Genomic DNA, 19,835 nt, shown 5'->3' on the forward strand with positions numbered 1-19,835 from the left:
CCAACCCGTCCCACTACTTCGGCAGCTCGCCGGAGGTGATGCGGACGTGGTCTGGTGTACGTGAAGGCCCCGCAGTCGGTCTGGAATGTGGAGGACCTGCCGGCCGGCGTGCGGCTGTTGTGGACCCGCTTCGGCCCGATGTTCGCCGCCGTTATTCGTCGCAAGCGGGTGTGGGGGGACGTGCTCCCTCTATCGACCGCGCCCGGCCTCGCCATACCCGTGTTTGACCTGCCGTCAGAAAGCTGGCGCTATCGGGACTGACAACAACCCCCGGGGCCGCATGCGACACCTGTTGATCCTCCTCGTACTGGCCTGGAGCTCGCTTTTCCCGGCCTGCGCTAGTGCCGCCCAGGTCGATCTTCTTCTCCGGAACGGCCGCGTCTTCACCGGCGATCCCTCTCACCCCTGGGCCTCCAGCATCGCCATTTCCGGGGAGCGGATCGTCGCCCTCTCTGACGATCCGCTCGGCGCTGACCTGTCGATGCAGCCAGCACGAGCGATCGACCTTGAGGGCCGGTTTGTGATGGCGGGAGTGAACGACGCTCACGATCACGTCGGCGGCGTGCCGTTCGGACAGGTCGTGACGACCCCGACGCCGGCCATGCGCAACCCGCCCATGTCGGAAGTCCGGGCCGCCCTGGTCGCGGCGGCCGGTGCCGCTGCTCCGGGGACCTGGCTTCACCTCGTGGCGGGTCCGCTGGTTCTGGCGGATCCGACGACGCCGTCGATGCTGGACGAAGCGGCCGGCGATCATCCGGCGATCATCAGCGCCTGGTGGGGACATGGCGTCGTCATCAACGCCATCGGGCGTCGGCGGCTCAACCTGTCCGACGATTCCCCCGAAATCCCGGGAGGCCTGCTGGTTCGGGATCCCGAGGGGAGGCTGACGGGCCAGCTTGACGAATATGCCGGCTGGTCCGTGTTGAAGGCGCTTCATTCCTCGGCGGGGGTTGAAGCGACCGCAGACTATCTGACGGCCTATGCACAGCGGCGGCTGGCCGAAGGCGTGACCACCGTCCAGATCATGGAAGGGAATCAATCCCCCGACGTCTTTCTCGCGGCCGTTCGACGCGCAGACGTGCCTCTGCGCCTTCGCATCATCCGATTTCCGATCACCAACCTGGATGGCTCGACCGACAACTGGATTGCGAGCGACCTGCCAGCGCGCGCGCGCGTCTCGGGCGTCAAATGGGTGCTCGATGGGACTCCGATAGACGGGCTCGCGTATCGGACCACCCCCTATGAGGGGCGGGGCGATTGGCGGGGGCGACTGAACTTCGACCCTGAACATCTGCGGGCACAGCTTCGCCTCGCTCTGGATCAAAACGAACCCCTGGTGCTTCATGCCGTCGGTGACGCGACGGCCAGGCTCGTACTGGACCAGATGGAAGCCATGGCCGCGGCGGAGCAGTGGCGACAGCGGCGGGTCCGGATCGAGCATGCCAACGGCATCACCGGGGCGCAGGTCGCGCGAGCCGCGGCCCTGGGGATCGTGATCGGACAACCCCGGCCCACGTCACCCATCCGTTCCTGGCGTGAGGCGGGCATCCCCGTCGCCTATGGTTCGGATGGCGGGTTTCCTCCATTTGTCGCCTTCGCCCAAGTCACCGACCCTGCCAATCCGCACAGCGTGTCGCGCGAGGAAGCGATCGGCCTGCTGACGACAGGACCCGCGCTCGGCGAATTCGCCGAAGCCGAGCTCGGCCGCCTGGTGCCTGGAATGCTGGCCGATATTGTCGTGCTGTCGCAGGATATCACGACCGCGCCGCAGACGAGTCTGGCGGAGACACGCAGCGTCCTGACAATCGTTGGCGGACAGATCGCCTTCGACGGTCGCGCGCCATAGGCGGCGGCCCAAAGTTCGCCACCGGGATCCGCAGGTGCACGAAGAAACTGCTAGATCGCGGCGAAGGATCGAGGAACCGAGATGAAGATCGAGTCGGCGAAAGTCATTGTCACGTGTCCCGGGCGTAACTTCGTGACGCTCAAGATCACGACCGATCAGGGAGTCTACGGCATCGGCGACGCCACATTGAATGGTCGCGAACTGCCGGTGGTGTCCTATCTTGAGGACCATGTCATCCCGTGCCTTGTGGGAAAGGATCCGCGCCGGATCGAGGACATCTGGCAGTATCTCTATCGGGGCGGGTACTGGCGTCGCGGCCCGGTGACCATGTCCGCCATCTCTGCGGTCGACACAGCGCTCTGGGACATCAAGGCCAAGATGGCCGGCATGCCGCTTTACGACCTTCTGGGCGGCAGGAGCCGCGAGGGGGTCATGGTCTATGGCCATGCAAACGGCATCGATCTGGCCGAAACCGTGGACGAGGTCGGTCGCTATATCGACATGGGCTACCGGGCCATTCGCGCCCAATCCGGCGTGCCGGGCATCAAGGACGCCTACGGCGTTGGCCGGGGCAAGATGTATTATGAGCCGGCGGACGCCGCCCTTCCGTCCGAGACGGTCTGGGATACGAGCAGATACCTCAATTTCGTGCCCCGGCTTTTTGACAAACTTCGCGATACCTATGGCTTCGACCAACACCTGCTGCACGACGCCCACCACCGGTTGACCCCGATCGAGGCCGGATCGCTGGGTCGCCGACTGGAGCCCTATCAGCTGTTCTGGCTCGAAGATGCGACGCCGGCTGAAAACCAGGAGGCGTTCAAGCTGATCCGCCAGCATACGACGACGCCCCTGGCCGTCGGCGAGATCTTCAACACGATCTGGGACGCCAAGGACCTGATCCAGAACCAGCTCATCGACTATATCCGCACAACGGTCGTCAGGGCCGGCGGGATCACCCACCTGCGCCGGATCGCGGACTTTGCCGGCGTCTGGCAGGTCCGGACCGGCTGCCACGGCGCGACCGACCTGTCGCCCGTGACCATGGGCGCGGCCCTGCATTTCGATGCCTGGGTCCCGAATTTCGGCATCCAGGAATACATGCGTCACACGCCGGAGACGGACGCGGTCTTCCCGCATGACTACACCTTCGAAAAGGGCTTCCTCTATCCGGGCGAGACGCCGGGCCACGGGGTCGATATCGACGAAGCCGAGGCCGCCAAATACCCCTACAAGCCCGCCTACCTGCCCGTCGCGCGGCTGGAAGATGGCAGTATGTGGAACTGGTAAGGGCGAAGCCGTCATGACGCCGGCTCACCGATCTGCCAACCGCCCTCGCTTGAAGGGCCGGTGATCGGAGGTCCGAACTTCGTCGTTCGGCACCCGATGGAGTCACAACCGTCGTCGATACGACGTTGAGCCTGACGTCGGTGCCACCGTATCGACATCGCGCCATCCGGCACCCAATGCCAGCTGTGCCGATATCCAGGCCTGAAGTTCATCGGACTGCGCCTGAAGGGCGTTGATCTGGACCGACAAGGCGTCCGCTTCGGCCTGCAGACGCGCCAGACGCGAAGCCTGCCCGGCGCTCTCGCGGACGACCACCAGATCACGTCGGCTGTCGGAAGCGTCCATGGCACTCAGAGCCAGGCGCGCGGCCTCTCTGCGGCTCTGCCAGACATCCAGGGCGCCGTCGGCTTCTTCCAGGGCGGCCAGGGTCGTGCCTTCCCAGCGGGCGAGCGCCGCTTCGGATCGAGCGTCGGCCGCGACCACGCGCTGACGCAGTCGGGGCATGTCAAACAAGCCCCAGGTGAGCGACGGCCCGACAGAAAAGCCCGTCGCGCCGGCATCGCCCAGGCGATCGGGATCCGCCGTGAGATTGACGTTGCCCGCCAGACTTATGCGCGGATAGAGGTCCGCGACCGCCACCCTCGCCTGCGCCGCCGCGGCGGCGAACTGTCGTTCTGCGGCCGCAACATCCGGCCTGCGCCGCAGCATGCCGGCCGGATCGCCGGCCGCCAGCGTCGTGGGCACCTGTGGCAGACGCCCATCGGCCAATGTAGTGCCCGGCGCATCTCCGCTCAGCACGGCGATGCGACGGGCAGCATTGCGCTGCGCCGCGCCCACCGCAGGCAGTTCCGCCCGGGCCTGGTCCAGCGCCGCCCTGGCCGCCTCCGTATCGTATCGCGAAACCCCGCCGAGGGTTTCGGCCGTCTCCAGGCTGTCCAGGATCTGCTGCTGGACGTCCACGCGCCGTTGAATCCGCTCTTCGAGCGCGGACGCGTACCGATACTCGGCCCAGGCGCGGACGAGCGCAGCGGCGACGCCGGCTTCCACCTGACGACGCATCCAGCGCGCTTCGTCTGCCTGCGCTCGCGCCATGTCGAGGTTGGCGGCCAGACCCCCGAACAGATCGAGTTCCCAGGACAGACCGACGCCGACATTGGCGAGCGTCTGGGTCGACAGCCGTTCGGGCGTTCCCGGAACCGGGGGTTGAGACAATCCGGCGACGCGGGTCCGGGTAAGACCCGCCCCGACTTGACCGCCCGGCCCACGTGCCGCCAGCGACTCGCCCGCAAGGGCCTGTGTCGCTCGAAGATTGGCGTCCGCCGCCCTCAGATCGGCGTTGCGGCTCAAGGCGCGTTCGACGAGGCGATCCAGCGCCGGGTCGTTGAATCCGGTCCACCAGTCGAGAACGACCTGCCCCTCCTGATCGTCTGCGACGCTCCACGTCGCCATGTTCGGCGTCGTCGGATCGCGGACCGGCAGGGACATGCAACCCCCTGCTGCGACAAGCGCCAGGGCGAGCGCTGAAATCTGGGCCTTCATGACTGGATCTCCAAAGCGCTCGCAGGGCCGCGATGCCAGGTGGGTAAACGTTCGAACAGCAGGGCGTAGAGCGCCGGGATCAGCACGAGCGTGATCAGGGTGCCGAGCGCCAGCCCCCCCATCATCGCCGCCGCCATCGGTCTCCACAGATCGCCGCCGAACAGAAACAGAGGGATCAGCCCGACGATGCACGTCAGCTTGGTCATGACGATCGGCCTCAATCGAACTTCAGCGGCGCGGGTGACGGCCTCGATATGACTTGCGCCGTCCCGTCGCTCTTCGATGACCCGTTCAAGAAGAAGAACGGCATTGTTGACGATGATGCCGGCCAGGGCGAGCAGGCCAAGGGTGGCCGTGAAGTTCATTTCCTGTCCCGTCAGGAACAGCCCCGCCGTGGCGCCGATCAGGACAAACGGTATGGAGGCCATGATGATGATCGTCTTGCGCACGCTTCCGAACTGCCAAAGGAACAGGCCCGCCATGCCAACCAGGGCCAGAGGAAAATACGTGGCCAGGCCCGAGTTCGCCTCGGCCGATTCCTCGATCTCGCCGCCCATTTCCAGCGTCTGCCCCGGCACCGGTTCCAGCCTGGCGACCGTCGGTGCGACGCGATCGGTGATCGCCTGGGACGTCATGGTCGGATGACGGGCCGACACCGTGATCGCGCTGCGTTGATCGCGACGATTGAGGACGCTGTCCTGGTCGGCGATCCGGATCGTGGCAATGTCCGCCAGGGCAACGCCCTCTCGAACCGGCGTCATTCCCACACTCTCGGGTGCCAGCCGCATGGACGGGTCGGCGCGCAGGATGACGGGCGTCAGCAGGTCACCGCGCGAGAGGGTCGTCACCGTAACCCCTGAGTAGGCGGCCTGGAGCGCCTGCGCCGCGTCGATCGGCGTAACGCCGGCCGCTTCGGCGCGTGCGGGATCGATGTCGATCACCAGCCGTGGGATCAGACCCTCGGCATCGTCTCTCACATCTTCGATACCCGGGATGTTTCGTAGTCCGGCCTTCAGGACATCGGCCGCACGTTCCAGGGCGGCGCGGTCAGGACCCGAGAGGATGAATACGGCCTTGCCCGCCTCCGAGGCACCCAGAGAGAAGCGTTTCGGCTGAAGCCGCGCCTGCGGAAAGCGTTGGGCCAGATCGGAACGCAGCGCTTCCACGGCGGCGTCGCGGTTCGTTCCAGGTGCCAGATTGACGATGGCATAGGCCCGGTGCGACGCCGGCGTCGGGGGGTTCAGCCCGAGGATGAAACGCGGCCCTCCATCGCCAACATAGATGACGTTGCCGACCACGTCAGGATGGACCGCCCTGTTGCCTATGCGGGCCGAGATCGCCTGGGCGAGATCCAATGTCGCGCGCGACGACGAACCCGGCGAGAGTTCAATGGGAATCTGGACCTGATCGCGCTCGGACGGGGGCAACAGGCTTTGCGGAAGCAGGCTGTTCAGACCCACCGCAAGGGTCAGCAGCGCGGCCATGGCCAGAATGACGAGGCCCGGACGCGCCACGATGAGGCGCACCTTGCGGGCGTACCATGTCTTGATGCGGCCGATCCAATCGGTCTTCTCGTGGTCGCCGTGCGGCACCTTGATGTACATCCGGCACAGCAATGCGATCACCGTCAGCGCCAGAAACAGGGACAGCAGCAGGGTGATGCCCAGCACAATCGCCAGGCTGCGCATATACTCCGACACGCCATTGGAGCCGGCCACGAGCGGGGCAAAGGCCAGAATGATCGCCAGCGACGAAACCAGCAGAGGCGCGGCCATCGTGCGGCCGGCTGCGACCGCCGCCGACGTGGGTTGCTCGCCGTCGCCGATCCGCCTCTGGTAGTCTTCCACCACGACGATGGCGTTATCGACGAAGATGCCGAGGGCGATGATGATGGCGCCGATCGAAACCTGGTGAAGCTCGATCTTGAGGGCACGCATGATCAGCATCGTGCCCAGGACCGTCAGCGGGACGATCACGCTGGTCACGAGACCGGCACGCCAACCGAGAAACACCACGACGACGCCAAGAACCACCGCCACGGTTTCGAGAAAGATTTTTCCGACCTTCATCAGACTGTGGGAGACGACGTCGGCCTGATCCGTGATGGGGGTGAGGCTCATTCCGACCGGCAGTTCGGCCTGGATCTCCTTGACCTCTGCGTTCACGGCCTGTGCGAACCCGATGACGTTCAGACCGGGCTGCATTGACACGCCGAGCACCACAGCCGGCTTGCCGTCCATGACGACGGCCGAAACGGGTGGATCCTGCGGTTGCTGTTTGATCGCGGCCAGGGTCGACAGCGGCACGGACGTTCCGTCGGCCAGGGCAACGGGCACCGCACCGACGGCAGAGGCGTCTGCAAGAGATCCGCTGGCGTAAAGCGTCACTGTGCGGCCGGAGACGTCGATCTCTCCGGCAGCAGCCACCGCATTGCGATCCGAAATCGCCTTCACGATCGCATCCATTTTCAGGCCCGCTGTCGCCAGGGCCGATGGAGAAACCTCGACGTAGATCTGTTCCTCGCGCACGCCGTGCAGCGAAATCTGATCCACGCCCGGAACGGCTTGCAGGCGCAGGCGCGTCATCCGCGCGAATTCCTGCAACTGCCCCGCACTGTACTGTTCACCGCTCAGGGCCAGCGTCAGAACGGATACACGCCCCCAGGAGTCGTTGATGACGGGCCCGACCGTGCCCTGTGGAAACTGCCCGGCGGCCTCACCAGCCCGTGCTCTCAACTTCTGCCAGACAGCGTCGACGCGATCTGGAGGCGTCGCGGCGTGGAGCGTGACCGTCATGAAGAGGGCGCCCGGCCGAACCGTCGTCTCGATCTTCTTGACCTCCGCAACGGTGCGAATGCGTTCCTCGAGCGGCCTGGCGATGAGGCTTTCCATTCTTTGCGGCGTCGCGCCCGGCAGATAGGCTTCCACCGTGGCGGCGCGGAAGGGAACCGTCGGCTCCTCCGTCGCCGGAAAACCGAAAAGGGCGGCAAGTCCGGCGAGAAACAGCGCCAGGGCGGCGATGAGGGTAAAGCGCGAGCGCTTCACGGCGATTTGGGTCAGGGACATGTCACGAGCCGCAGATCAGGAGGTGTAGGGAAGCGGACGAAGCTTCTGTCCGGGTTTGACCAGTTCGCCGCCCGCCGCGACGACGGACTGGCCGGCAACGATCCGGCCGCGGACACGTGCGCCCCGGGAAGAGACATCGATCAGGGCGACCGGAGTCGCCGAGGCCCGACCCTGGTTGTCCAGAAGCAGGACGCGACGCCCGCCGGCGCGATCGGCCAACAGGGCCGACAATGGCACGGTCACATCTCCGGCCTGAGCATCACGTCCTGCCAGCCGAAGCTCCACGGCCGCCCCCTGGGGCGCCGCACCCGACACAATGAGGAAGCGCGACGATCGGGCGTCGACGCCGGCGGCGCGGGACGAGACACCCACCAGCCGCGCGACGCCCTCGGCACCGCCAAAGCGGAACGAGACGCTTTGGCCAGGCGTCATCTGATCCACCAGGGTGCCGGGAACCGACGCGACGATCTCGCGCGCTCCACCTGCATCCAACGAAAACAGGGCGGCACCGGCGGTCAGGACGGACGACAACTCGCCCTGACGGGCCGTGATCACGCCGTCGGCCGGCGCACGGACAGCGGTCTTGCCGAGGATGCGTGTCGCTTCTGCCGATTGGGCGGAGATGGCGTCAACCCGGCTTTCCGCCTGCTGCGCGGTCGTGCGCGCACTGTCCAGATCCTGCCGGGAAGCCGCTCCGGCCGCGACGAGGCCTTCCAGTCGCCCTGCTTCCCGTCTCGCGCCTTCCAGCGCAGTCTGGGCGGCCCTGAGTTCGGCCTGGACCTGAGCGACCTGCAGCCGCATCGGCTCCGCATCCAGTTCGGCCAGGACCTGGCCGGCGTGCACACGGTCGCCCACATCGGCGTAGAGGCGAACGATCCGTCCGCCGGTCTCTACGGCCACCTCATGCGCGCCAAGAGACCGAACCGTGCCTACGACCAGCGCCTGCCCCTCGCCAGCGGCCATCGCCGGTGCCGCCAGAACGGTTCTGGGTGCGTCAGTCGGCGGCGACGGCTCTGCGCAGGCTGACAGCGAAAGGGCGGAGAGCGCGATCCATGCAGCGCTCACCGCCGTGGCGGATGGTTTTACGACTGATGACTTACTCATAAAATTGTCACAGCGGGACGTGGTTTGCATTGGATTTGTTCCTCCGAAGATTGGACGGCTAGGGCTTCGGCGCCGTCGCGCGACGCAAGAGTTTCATCGTGGCGTCGACGAACGATCCACGGACGGCGGCAGGCAGGCAGAGGCGGCCGAATATGCCGTCGCAGAGGCAGCAGACGGCCGTTGCGAGTTCATCGGCGTCGATCTGCGGGTCGATCTGGCGGCGAGACTGCGCCACGAGGATCGCACGAACCATGGCAGCCTGCAGATGTTGCTCGGAGAAGGACAGACGGTCCGCGACTGCAGACGAACGACTGGCCTCGGCGAGAATTTCCAGCCGCACCCGGGCCAACGCCTCGACCTGAGGGTCGTTTACGATCGTGTTCAGCAGGGTTTCGGCCGCCGCCATGAAGTCATCGCCTTCGAGCAGTCGATCAATCAGCGCCGCATTGAAGGCGAGATCCTGCTCGACGAGTTCCAGGATCAAATCCTCCTTGCTCGGGAAGTATTGATACAGACCGGCGATGCTGATTCCGGCTTCCGAGCTGATTTCCGCCGTGGTGGTGGCGTGGAAGCCCTTGCGAACGAAACACCGGTGCGCCGCCTGCAGAATCTGAAGGCGCCGCGCCGCGCGCGCCTCCGGATCGGCGGGCCGCCCTCGACCTTGAGATGATTGCTTCTGAGCCATGGTCGATAACATAACTAAGTGCTCAGTAAATGTAAATACCCCTTGGAGCAGCACCGTCGGTTTATGTCGCGGGCTGAATAGCCACTGCCCTCACCGTGTTCAGCCAGCCGCCGTTGCCTGACCTTGGATCCTGCCGGGCAAGCCCGGACAGGACGCCGCGAGCCTGATCGCGACACGCGCCGGGGTTTGGCTTCGCTAGCCGGCCTTGGCGGAAAGGCCGATCAGCTTCTTCAACCGCGGCGTCACCATCGGGATCGTCAGCATGGTAGAGCCGACCGCCATCAGCAGCAGGGCGGTGAAGGTCTCGCTGGTGATGATCTGCCGGTCCAGCAGGATGTTGGCGAAGATGATCATGATCAGCGCCTTGGTCTGGAGCAGCCAGCCGATAATCGACGCCTCTCCCTTCTCCCACTTCAGAATGCGACCCGCGAGACCGACGCCCGCCAGCTTGCCCGCCACCGAGGCGACCAGCAACGTGGCAGCGGCGGCGAACACGGCCACGCCCCCGACGTCCCATTGGGTCCGAAGGCCGGTCGACAGGAAGAAGACCGGCATGATCGCGAGCAGCACATGGTCGCGGAACAGGTCCATCTTCTTGCGGTCGAACCAGTTCCCCTCCAGCACGGCACCCGACAGGAAGGCTCCGACCATGAAATGCAGGCCCGCCCAGTCGGCCGCCAACCCGGATCCCGCCAGCCAGATCAAGGCGACGTACCAGCGATCCCGTTCCTGCAGGCGCTGCATCAGCGCGCGAACGGCCCATGTGGCGACAGTGAATCCCACCAGAAACCCGGCCTGGCGTCCGACCCGCTCCCAGTCCAGCAGGATCAGGGCGAGAACCCCCCAGATGGCGATGTCGTCCAGACTGGCATAGCGCAGCACTCGCTGGCCGAGGGGCTGGCGCAGGACGTCGAGCTTTTCCAGGAACAGCACGAGAATCGGCAGGGCCGTCACGGCGCAGGCCATGCCGATGCCCATAACCACCTGCCAGGGTTCGCCCTCGGGTCCCGCCCAACCCGGGAACTGAAGCATGCCGACCGCCACGATCGCACCGAAGGCCAGGGGAACCGCAAGGGCCAGGCCGGCCGTCACGCCCGTCTCGGAGCGACGGGCCCAGGCCTGTTTCAGATCCAGTTCCAGCCCGGCGATCCAGACGAAGATCATCACCGCCCACCAGGCGATGCCGTTCAGGGCCCCGATCACCTGCTGATTGAACACAAAGCTGTAGTAGGAGGGAAACACTGCCCCCAGCACGCCGGGACCCAGCAGGATGCCGCACACGATCTGCACGACGACCAGGGGGGCATAGTAGTCCGTGCGTAGCCCCCTCCAGATCAGATAGGGCGCTGTGAAGATCAGCAGCAATGCGATCAGGAAGATCTCGGTCGTCGTCATGGCATGCATGGTCTTATCTCAACGTCGCTTGTAGAAACGAGAAGCCGGTGGGCGCGCGATGGATGGTCTCCGGTGCCCAGCGGGCAGCTGGCCGAAATGCCGACGCGCGACGACGCGATCATAGACCGCCGATACCCCGATCGACCACTCCGGCCTCATCCGATCACCCCCAGTCGAAACTCGGTCAGGGAGGTGAAGCGGTCTCCGGGGTTCAGTCGGGTGGAGGGAAATGCCGGTCGGTTCGGACTGTCGGGGTAATGCTGGGGCTCCAGGCAAATGGCCGTACGCGGCCTGTAATCCCGACCCTTGCCACTCAGATTGTCGAGCCAGTTGGCCGTGTAGACCTGCAGGGCCGGCTCGGTCGACCAGACCTCCAGGAACCGGCCGCTGGCAGGGTGCTCGAGTCGGGCCGCGCGCCTGTGGATGCCGGGTGACCCGCGGATGATCAGATTATGGTCGAAGCCTGCTCCCAGAACGATCAGGGGATCCGACGAGGCGATGTCCTGGCCAACCGGCTTTCCAGCCCGGAAGTCGAGCGGCGACCCCTCCACAGGCCGGACTTCACCGGTTGGAATGAGCCCAGGTCCCGGGACCGTGTAGTCGTCGGCATCCACCGTCAGTCGATGGTCCAGGACCTGGCTTGCCAGGTCTCCACTCAGGTTGAAGTAGCTGTGGTTGGTCAGATTGATGACCGTGGGGGCATCGGTGCGCGCCTCGTATTCGATGACAAGCCTGTCCTCGAGCAGTCTGTAGACGACCGTCGTCTCGAGGCGTCCGGGGAAGCCCTGGTCTCCCGCCGGGCTGACATGGCGGAACCGGATGGCCTGGCGGTCCGCCACGGCCTCGCTCGCCCAGATCGCCTTGGCGAACCCTCTGGGGCCCCCGTGGAGGGTATTGCCGGATTCGTCGGTGGGCAGCTGGAAGGTCTGGCCATCGAGCGCGAAGCGGCCACCTGCGATCCGGTTGGCATAGCGGCCGACGGTCGCCCCCATGCTCGCGTCATTGGCCTCGTAGTCCCGGGCGCTGTCCAGGCCCAGAACGATGTCTTTCATCAGCCCATGTCGATCCGGTGCCGTCAGCGACACCAGCGCGGCGCCGAGGGGCGTCACCCGGGCGGAGAGGCCGCCAGGATGCCGGAGGGTGATGAGGTCCACGGGCTGACCGTCGCGCGTGGCACCGAAGGGCACAGTCTCGATCTCCGGCATGGCCGCCCTCGCTCCTCTCGACAGGCACAGTCCGGCGCACCCGCTCAACAGGGTCCGGCGTGCGATGAGGCCCCGCATCCTGATCATCCCGCCCCCAGGCGGTCGTTCGAAACCGACCGCCAGCCCCCTGGGGGCTCTCCCGGCATCAATGTCGTCCATCAGGCCTGCTCGCCACTTCGGTGGAAGGTCGCTCACGCGGCCCGCAGCGGATTGTCGAGGAAGGCCTCATGCGTGGGCATCTGACCGAGGCAGGTACCGATCACCTCGCGCACATTCTGCAGGCGTTTCAGGGTTTCCTCGTCGTCCAGCACGTCGGCGACCGGATCGTAGCTGCGAGGCCAGAGATTCTGGCCGGTCATCACCGAAAACCAGCTGGTGTCGCTGAACAGTTCGTCGTTCTCGCGAAAGATGCGGCCGCGATTGCGGAAGATCTCGTACTTTTCGCGGAGACCGTCGGGAATCTCCATGGTCCGGACGCGATTCCAGAAGTCGGAATCGTCGCGGCTCGTGGCGTTGTAGTGCAGGACGATGAAGTCGCGGATGCGGACATATTCCTCGCCCACGACGCGGTTGTAGCGGTCGATCTCGACGGGGTCGAAGGATCGGTCCGGAAACATGGCGAGCAGTTTGGCGATCCCGCTCTGGACGAGGTGGATGCTCGTCGATTCCAGCGGTTCCATGAAGCCGGATGCGAGGCCGAGCGCCACGACGTTCCGGTTCCAGAACTTGCGGCGGCGGCCCGTGACGAAGCGGAGTGGCCGCGGATCGGCCAGTGGCTTCCCGTCCAGATTGGCCAACAGGGTGTCGGCGGCGGCGGCGTCGGTGATGTGATCGCTGCAGTAGACGTAGCCGTTGCCGATCCGGTGCTGCAGCGGGATGCGCCACTGCCAGCCGGCCGATCGTGCCGTCGAACGGGTGAAGGGCGTGGGCGGTCCTGCGCTTTCGCAGGGCACGGCCAGGGCCCGGTTGCAGGGCAACCAGTTCGACCAGTCCTCGTAACCGGTCTGAAGCGCGCCTTCGATCAGAAGCCCCCGGAAACCGGAGCAGTCGATGAACAGGTCGGCCGCGATGCTGGAGCCGTCCTCAAGCGTCACGCTCTCTACGAAGCCGTCGTCCGCGCGCAGGGCGACGTCGACGATCTTGCCCTCGCGTCGAACGACTCCACGGCCGGTCGCGAAGGTCCGCAGAAACCCCGAATACAGACCGGCGTCGAAATGGTAGGCGTGATGGATGTTCGACAGGGGCGACTTGCCGGCATTGATCGACCGCATGAAACGACCGGCCGCGGCTGCGGAAGCCTCCAGCGAATAGGCGGACAGAGGGGTCGTTTCCCCCAGTTGCAGGCCCTTCAGGTAAAAGGCGTGGAACGAGACGCCTTCCATGTCGATGCCGTAGCGTCCGAAAGGATGGATGTAGCGATCGCCGAGGCGACCCCAGTCCACGAACTGGATGCCGAGCTTGTAGGTGCCCTTGGTCGCCTTGATGAAGGCATCCTCGTTGAGCCCGAGAAGGTCGTTGAACAGGCGGATCTGCGGGATGGTGGCCTCCCCGACGCCCACGATTCCGATCTCGTCGGATTCGATCAGCGTGATGTCGGCGTATTGAGCCCCCAGCACCTTGACGAGAGCGGAGGCGGCCATCCAGCCGGCCGTGCCCCCGCCCACGATGACGACGCTGCGGATGCGGTTGGGTCGTGCGTCAGACTTCATGCCGCAACCTCTGAAGGACAATATCGGCCGATGTAGTCGTCCTGGGTCGGCAGCCGACGGGCCGAGGTCCGAACCGCGTCCCGCAGCCGTTGCAGGCCGGCCAGAAGCTGTGCCTCGTCACGATTGTCCACCAGGGGATGGTAGCGCTCGGGTATCACGCGCTGGCCCAGATAGACGGCGACCCAGCTGGGGTGGAGAAAGAGTCCCTCCCGGTATTCGTCGACAACGCCACGGGCGCGGAACAGCGCAATCTTCGAGGCCAGGCTGTCAGGGACGTCCATGGTCCGCACATGGTTCCAGAGCTCTGAATCGGAGCGCTCCGTCGCATGGTAATGGAGGATGATGAAGTCGCGGACCCGCTCTGTCTCCAGGTCCATCTGACGGTTGAAAGCGTCGGTCGCGATGCGGTCGAACTGCCGGTCGGGCCACAGCTCGATCAGCCTGGTGATCGCCGCCTGGATCAGATAGATGCTGGTCGATTCCAGAGGTTCGATGAACCCTCCGGACAGTCCGACTGCCACGCAATTGCCGATCCAGGTCTTGCGACGCTGGCCGGCCGTGAAACGAAGATGGTTGGGCTCTTTCAGCGGTACGCCTTCGAGGCGGCCCAGGAGTCGTCGGGTCGCGGCGTCCTGGTCAATGAAGGCGCTGCAATAGACGTAGCCGTTGCCAACCCTGTGCTGGAGCGGAATGCGGAACTGCCACCCGGCCTCCAGCGCCGTCGCGCGGGTATAGGGCACGGTGGGCCCGACGCTGGCACACGGAATGGCCACCGCGCGGTCGCAGGGCAGCCAGTGCGACCAGTCCCGGTATCCCGCCTGCAGCGCCTGTTCGATCAACAGACCGCGGAAGCCGGAGCAGTCGATGAACAGATCGCCGGTCACGACCTCGCCCCCCTCGAGCGTCACCGAGGCCAGCAGGCCGTTCTCTGGGTTGCGCGTTACCTCGACGATGCGGCCTTCCACGCGTTCGACGCCACCGTTTTCGGAGAGGGTCCGAAGGTAGGACGCGTAGAGACCGGCATCCAGCTGGTACGCATAGCCATAGGTGGACGCGAGCGATCGCGGATCGTCGGCGGGCGGCGCAAAGCGGCCTTCCCGCGCGGCCACGATCGGAACCGAGTAGTCATCGATCGGCCCGACCGGATGGTTGCGACTGGCCTTCAGCCAGTAGTGGTGAAACGGGGCTTCACCCCCGGGGGCACCATAGTCGCCGAACGGATGGATGTAGCTGTCGCCCAGGCAGGCCCAGTCGTTGAACTGGATGCCGAGCTTGAAGGTGGCGCAGGTCGCCTTCATGAACTCGGCTTCGTCGATGCCCAGTCGTTCGTTGAAGGCCCTGATGTGCGGCAGGGTCGATTCCCCCACGCCGACCGTACCGATGTCTGCGGACTCGACGAGGCGCACGCGCATGTCGGGCCGCTTGACCAGGCGGGCGATCGCAGCCGCCGTCATCCAGCCGGCCGTCCCGCCCCCCACGATCACCACGTCCCGGATGCGGATGTCGGTCTGGTCAGCCATGATCACATCACCTTGGAGATACGGGCAACCGCCAGAGCACCGGCGAGCGCGAATACGGCGGCCGATGCGAAGATCCACGTCATGGCCTGGGCCGCCATGGAAATGAGGAGCATGCCCAGCAGGGGGGCCGCAAACTGTGGAAGGGTGATCGCCAGGTTCATGATTCCGAGATCGCGCCCTGCGTTCTCGCGGCTCGGCAGGACCTCGGCCACGAGGGCGACGTCGACCGTGGAATAGAGACCCAGCCCGGCCCCGAACAGCAGCTGGGCGACCAGCGGTCCGGGCCATTGGGGCATCGCGATGAGCAACAGGGCCCCTCCCCCCATCATGAGCGCGCCGGACGCGACGAAGGCCTTGCGCCGGCGAAACCGGTCGGAAAGGAAGCCTCCGGCGAAGCCCACCACCAGGGACGCCATGGTCGCCGCGGCCATCAGCCAGCCAAGAATGGCCTCTGCGCGCAGGTCCGGAAATCGCCGGCCGATATCGGTTTCCTGCTGCAGGAAAAACAGCAGATAGAGCACGTTCAGGGTGATGGCGACCTGGACCAGCAATCGCGACACAAAGGCCATCAGGAAATCTCGATCCCGCAGGGCGTAAAAGGACAGACGCCGTAAGCCCAACGGCGCGGCCTGGCGCGTCGGCTCTTTAAGGCCGAGGCCGAACGGGACCACCAGGGTGATCACGGTCGCCGCCACAACCAGCATGCGCAACGTCTGATCCCTGAGAAGGACGGCGATGACCAGGGCCGCGAACAGGGTGGCGACGGGAAAGCCCAGTCCGATCATCGCCGAGACCATCCCTTTCTGCACGTCCGGCACCCGATCGGCCAGTACGGCATTCAGGGGCCCGAACATGATGTTCAATGCGATCTGAAACAGCACGACGGCGAGGACCAGGGCACCGCTGGTCGGCACAGCCACGATGGCCAGACAGGCAGCCGAGGTGGCCAGGGCTCCGCCGACGATCCAGGGCCGACGCCCGCGCAGGGGCCCCTCGGCCCGGTCGCTGACGGTGCCGGCGATGAAGTTCGTGGCTCCGGCTGCCAGCGCGCCCAGGATCGCGACCTGGCTGAGGACGAGGGAGCCGTTGCCAGGCGAAAGGGTGTCTGCCTGGATCGGCAGGACGATGTTGAGCAGGGGGACGAACGCCACATAGGCCCCGATCTGGGCCAACGTATATCCCATGACGAAGGCGGGGCGAACGGGCGCGGGAACGGCTGCATCTCTCATGCGCCGCAGCCTACCGCATATGCGCCGTCCATGACCCGCGCTCCCCTTACCCGTACGCAGTTCTGCCGCCGCGCATGGCCTATCACGCCATTGTGGACAGCGCTGTCAAGGTGCTAGGCGACGCACATGACGGCCGCGATTGAAGAACGCCCATCGGGACAATCTCTGACCCTTGGCGACGTCGAGGCGGGACGACCGGTCGTCTTTCGGGGGCTTGTTCGAGATTGGCCGGCCGTGGTGGCGGCTGGCCGGGGCGACGACGGGATCGCGGCCTATCTGTCGCAGCTCGACCGGGGGACAGACGCGGAAGTCTTTGTCGCCCCTCCCGGTGCGGGAGGCACCTTTTTCTACGCCGACGACCTGAAAGGGTTCAACTTTACCAAACAGAGGGCGACGGTCACCGGGCTGCTGCGGGATCTGAGCCGCATCGCGGATCTGGCCGACCCGCCGGCGCTGTACATGGGCGCAGCCCCCATGGGCGACAGCTTGCCGGCCTTCTCCGTTGAAAATCCACCCCCACCGGCCTGTGAGGCCGCAGTTCCCCGTCTCTGGCTGGGAAATGCCGTGGCGGTGCAGACGCATTATGACCTGTCCGACAACATCGCCTGCATTATCGCCGGCACCCGAACCTTCACCCTATTCCCGCCCGAGCAGACCACCAACCTCTATGTCGGCCCTCTTGAGCACACGCTGGCCGGCCAGCCCGTCAGCCTGGCACCGCTCGACGCACCCGACCTCGCTCGTTTCCCGAAGTTTGCCGACGCCTTGGCAGCCTCGGCCTCGGCGACGCTCGAGCCAGGCGATGCCCTCTACATCCCGCCACTCTGGTGGCACCACGTACGCTCGCACGCCTCCCTCAATGTGCTGGTAAACTACTGGTGGCGCTCCTCCAGGCCTGAGGCCGGATCGCCGTTCGAATGCCTCGTGCATGCCCTCCTGTCGATCCGAGACCTGCCCGATGCCCAGCGGTCGGCGTGGAGATCGATTTTCGACCACTATGTCTTTGATGCAGAGGCCCGGGACCTCTCGCATATTCCGGAGCCCGCCCGAGGCATTCTTGGCCCGCTCTCCCCCACGACGGCGTCCATCATGCGTCGCTTCATCATCGGGTCGATGGCCAGGTCCTGAGCCAGGGAATGACAGGGCTGTCAATTTGACTCGCCCCGGGAATGTTTCGGTTCTAGCGTGGGGTCGGAGGTGAGATGGCGCACAAGGCAGACATCATGCGGCCCGGCCATCGCTCGTCGCCTTCGGGTTTGGCGTCGTTTGGGCCTTTACCTGCGACGCGGACCCCACCGGGACGATCATTCGCCGCCGGGAGGCCGGTCGCCGCCTCGCCGACTTTCGGCTTTCAATCCCCTGACCCAGTTCGGAGACCCTGAGAGATGAGCCTTCGCCACCGCCTCCTGACAACCGCCGTTGCCTTCACGGTGACCCTGGCGGGTGCTGCGTCCGCGCAGGACCGCGCGACCGATCCCATCCAGATGAACCAGGTCGGTTTCCTGACTCAGGGTCCGAAACGCGCCACCGTCGTGGACACCAGTGAGAGCCCTCTGCCCTGGCGAGTGGTCGATACAATCGGTACAGTGATCACACAGGGAGAGACCCGGCCGCGCGGCTTCGATACGACGTCGGGGGTGAGCGTCCACGAAGTGGATTTCGGCGCGCTGCAGATCGCAGGAACGGGTTATCGTCTTCAGGTCGGGCAACGCCTCAGTCGGCCCTTCACCATCGCGGATCGTCCGTTTGGAGCGCTCGGCCGGGACGCCCTGGCGTTCTTCTACCAGAACCGCAGCGGCATTCCGATCGCGGCGGAGCACGTCCAGCGTGCCGACCTGGCCCGACCCGCGGGTCACGCGCCGGACCGCGCAACCTGCTTCGCCGGCGCGGATGTGCGCGGCAACGTCTGGCCGGGCTGTGCCTACACCCTCGATGTCTCGGCCGGCTGGTACGACGCGGGCGACCAGGGCAAATATGTCGTCAACGGGGGCATCGCGGTCTGGACGCTGCTGAACGTCTACGAGCGGGCGAAAGTCAGGAACATCGTTCCCGCCTTCCCCGATGGCACCGCCGACATCCCGGAGGCCGGCAATGGCGTCGACGACCTTCTGGACGAGGCGCGCTGGGAGCTCGAGTTCCTGTTGAAGATGCAGGTCCCTGACGGGGAGCATGCCAATGTGCCGGTCGGGCGCTTCGCGCGGGACCAGCCTCTGACCTTCACCCGCATCGACGCCGGCGGACTGGTGCATCACAAGGTCCATGACGCGCGCTGGACGCCGCTTCCGACCGCACCGGCGGACGACCCGGAGACCCGATACCTCTACGGGCCCAATACGGCGGCGACACTGAACCTGGTGGCGGTGGCGGCCCAGTGCGCGCGACTCTGGCGCGACATCGATGCCGGGTTCGCCCGGACCTGCTTGACCGCAGCCGAGCGAGGCTTTGCTGCCGCGCAGCGTCACCCCGACCTCTATGCCGTGGGATCGTTCGACGGCGGCGGAGACTATGGCGACGACAATCTGACCGACGAATTCTACTGGGCCGCGGCCGAGATGTACGCCACGACAGGCGACCCCCGGTACCTCGCCTTCCTCGGGATTGAGCCTGGCACAACGGCCGCTGCCGGGTCGGGGGGCTATCAGGGTGCCGACATCAGCTGGAATTCGGTCAGTGCCCTGGGCGCGATCACCCTGGCGACGGCTCCCGGTCGCCTGTCGAGCTCCGATCAGGCCGAGGTCCGGAGGCGACTGATCGATCGCGCCCGCGTCTATCTGGACGAGGGCTCGACCCAGGGCTACGGCCTGCCGTTCGCCGGACCCGGCTACAACTGGGGCTCCAATGCCGATCTGCTGAACCGCGCGATCATCCTGGGCGTGGCTCACGATCTGACGGGAGAACAGGGGTTCGCGGACGGCGTTGTCGCCGCGCTCGACTATGTCCTGGGCCGCAACCCGCTGGATCAGTCCTATGTCACGGGCTATGGGGCCCGCCCCATGCGCAACCCGCATCACCGGTACTGGGCGCATTCGCTGGATCCCGCCTATCCGGCACCGCCTGCGGGGGTCCTGTCTGGAGGACCGAACAACCAGAACATGAGCGATCCGGTGGCTGAGACCATGCGCGGCACCTGCACGCCCCAGACCTGCTGGCGCGACGATGTCCGGGCCTTCAGCCAGAACGAGGTCGCGATCAACTGGAACGCGCCCCTGGTCTGGGTCACGACCTACCTCGATCGGCCCTAGGGCCGG

Annotated in this window: 14 protein-coding genes; 5 read left to right on the forward strand and 9 right to left on the reverse strand. The window is 65.9% G+C overall.

Features of this window, described 5'->3' with window-relative positions:
• Window positions 1-54 precede the first annotated feature (54 nt).
• From O3139_RS13285 to manD, 3 genes are all read left to right on the forward strand, one after another.
• Complete coding sequence (locus O3139_RS13285) at window positions 55-261, forward strand: hypothetical protein (RefSeq protein ID WP_269514538.1); 207 nt, start codon at window positions 55-57, stop codon at window positions 259-261.
• Window positions 262-292: 31 nt separating this feature from the next.
• Window positions 293-1,846, forward strand: coding sequence for an amidohydrolase (locus O3139_RS13290; RefSeq protein ID WP_269514539.1), 1,554 nt, complete (start codon window positions 293-295; stop codon window positions 1,844-1,846).
• 81 nt (window positions 1,847-1,927) lie between these two features.
• Window positions 1,928-3,136 (forward strand): D-mannonate dehydratase ManD, encoded by a 1,209-nt coding sequence (gene manD / locus O3139_RS13295; protein WP_269514540.1) that lies wholly within the window; start codon window positions 1,928-1,930, stop codon window positions 3,134-3,136.
• A gap of 102 nt (window positions 3,137-3,238) precedes the next feature.
• Here the strand turns inward: manD and O3139_RS13300 are convergent, their stop codons facing one another.
• The 9 genes from O3139_RS13300 to O3139_RS13340 form a co-directional block, all read right to left on the reverse strand.
• Window positions 3,239-4,675 (reverse strand): efflux transporter outer membrane subunit, encoded by a 1,437-nt coding sequence (locus O3139_RS13300; RefSeq protein WP_269514541.1) that lies wholly within the window; start codon window positions 4,673-4,675, stop codon window positions 3,239-3,241.
• Window positions 4,672-7,740, reverse strand: a complete 3,069-nt coding sequence (locus tag O3139_RS13305) for an efflux RND transporter permease subunit (protein ID WP_269514543.1) — start codon at window positions 7,738-7,740, stop codon at window positions 4,672-4,674. Before O3139_RS13305 ends, O3139_RS13300 begins: the two co-directional genes overlap by 4 nt.
• Before the next feature lie 15 nt (window positions 7,741-7,755).
• Window positions 7,756-8,703 carry an efflux RND transporter periplasmic adaptor subunit gene (locus tag O3139_RS13310; RefSeq protein ID WP_269514544.1) on the reverse strand — a complete coding sequence of 316 codons (948 nt, stop codon included), beginning with the start codon at window positions 8,701-8,703 and terminating at the stop codon, window positions 7,756-7,758.
• Window positions 8,704-8,902: 199 nt separating this feature from the next.
• Window positions 8,903-9,529 (reverse strand): TetR/AcrR family transcriptional regulator, encoded by a 627-nt coding sequence (locus O3139_RS13315; RefSeq protein WP_269514546.1) that lies wholly within the window; start codon window positions 9,527-9,529, stop codon window positions 8,903-8,905.
• Between the two features lie 195 nt (window positions 9,530-9,724).
• On the reverse strand, window positions 9,725-10,924 hold the full coding sequence (locus tag O3139_RS13320; protein ID WP_269514547.1) for a cation:proton antiporter: 1,200 nt from the start codon (window positions 10,922-10,924) through the stop codon (window positions 9,725-9,727).
• A 155-nt stretch (window positions 10,925-11,079) separates the two neighbouring features.
• Window positions 11,080-12,207 (reverse strand): aldose epimerase family protein, encoded by a 1,128-nt coding sequence (locus O3139_RS13325; protein ID WP_269514549.1) that lies wholly within the window; start codon window positions 12,205-12,207, stop codon window positions 11,080-11,082.
• A gap of 113 nt (window positions 12,208-12,320) precedes the next feature.
• Window positions 12,321-13,838 carry a tryptophan halogenase family protein gene (locus tag O3139_RS13330; protein WP_269514551.1) on the reverse strand — a complete coding sequence of 506 codons (1,518 nt, stop codon included), beginning with the start codon at window positions 13,836-13,838 and terminating at the stop codon, window positions 12,321-12,323.
• The gene (locus O3139_RS13335; RefSeq protein WP_269514552.1) at window positions 13,835-15,358 is read right to left on the reverse strand and encodes a tryptophan halogenase family protein; all 1,524 of its coding nucleotides are present in this window, start codon (window positions 15,356-15,358) and stop codon (window positions 13,835-13,837) included. Before O3139_RS13335 ends, O3139_RS13330 begins: the two co-directional genes overlap by 4 nt.
• 2 nt (window positions 15,359-15,360) lie before the next feature.
• Complete coding sequence (locus O3139_RS13340) at window positions 15,361-16,587, reverse strand: MFS transporter (protein ID WP_269514553.1); 1,227 nt, start codon at window positions 16,585-16,587, stop codon at window positions 15,361-15,363.
• Between the two features lie 126 nt (window positions 16,588-16,713).
• On the opposite strand from O3139_RS13340, the gene O3139_RS13345 reads away from it, so the two are divergent.
• Together O3139_RS13345 and O3139_RS13350 are read left to right on the forward strand one after the other, a co-directional pair.
• Window positions 16,714-17,715 carry a cupin-like domain-containing protein gene (locus O3139_RS13345; protein WP_269514554.1) on the forward strand — a complete coding sequence of 334 codons (1,002 nt, stop codon included), beginning with the start codon at window positions 16,714-16,716 and terminating at the stop codon, window positions 17,713-17,715.
• A gap of 257 nt (window positions 17,716-17,972) precedes the next feature.
• A complete protein-coding gene (locus tag O3139_RS13350) occupies window positions 17,973-19,829 on the forward strand; it encodes a glycoside hydrolase family 9 protein (protein ID WP_269514556.1) in 1,857 nt (618 codons plus the stop codon).
• The last annotated feature ends 6 nt before the right edge of the window (window positions 19,830-19,835 follow it).

The organism is Brevundimonas subvibrioides, from assembly GCF_027271155.1.
In the GTDB taxonomy this organism is placed as follows: domain Bacteria; phylum Pseudomonadota; class Alphaproteobacteria; order Caulobacterales; family Caulobacteraceae; genus Brevundimonas; species Brevundimonas subvibrioides_D.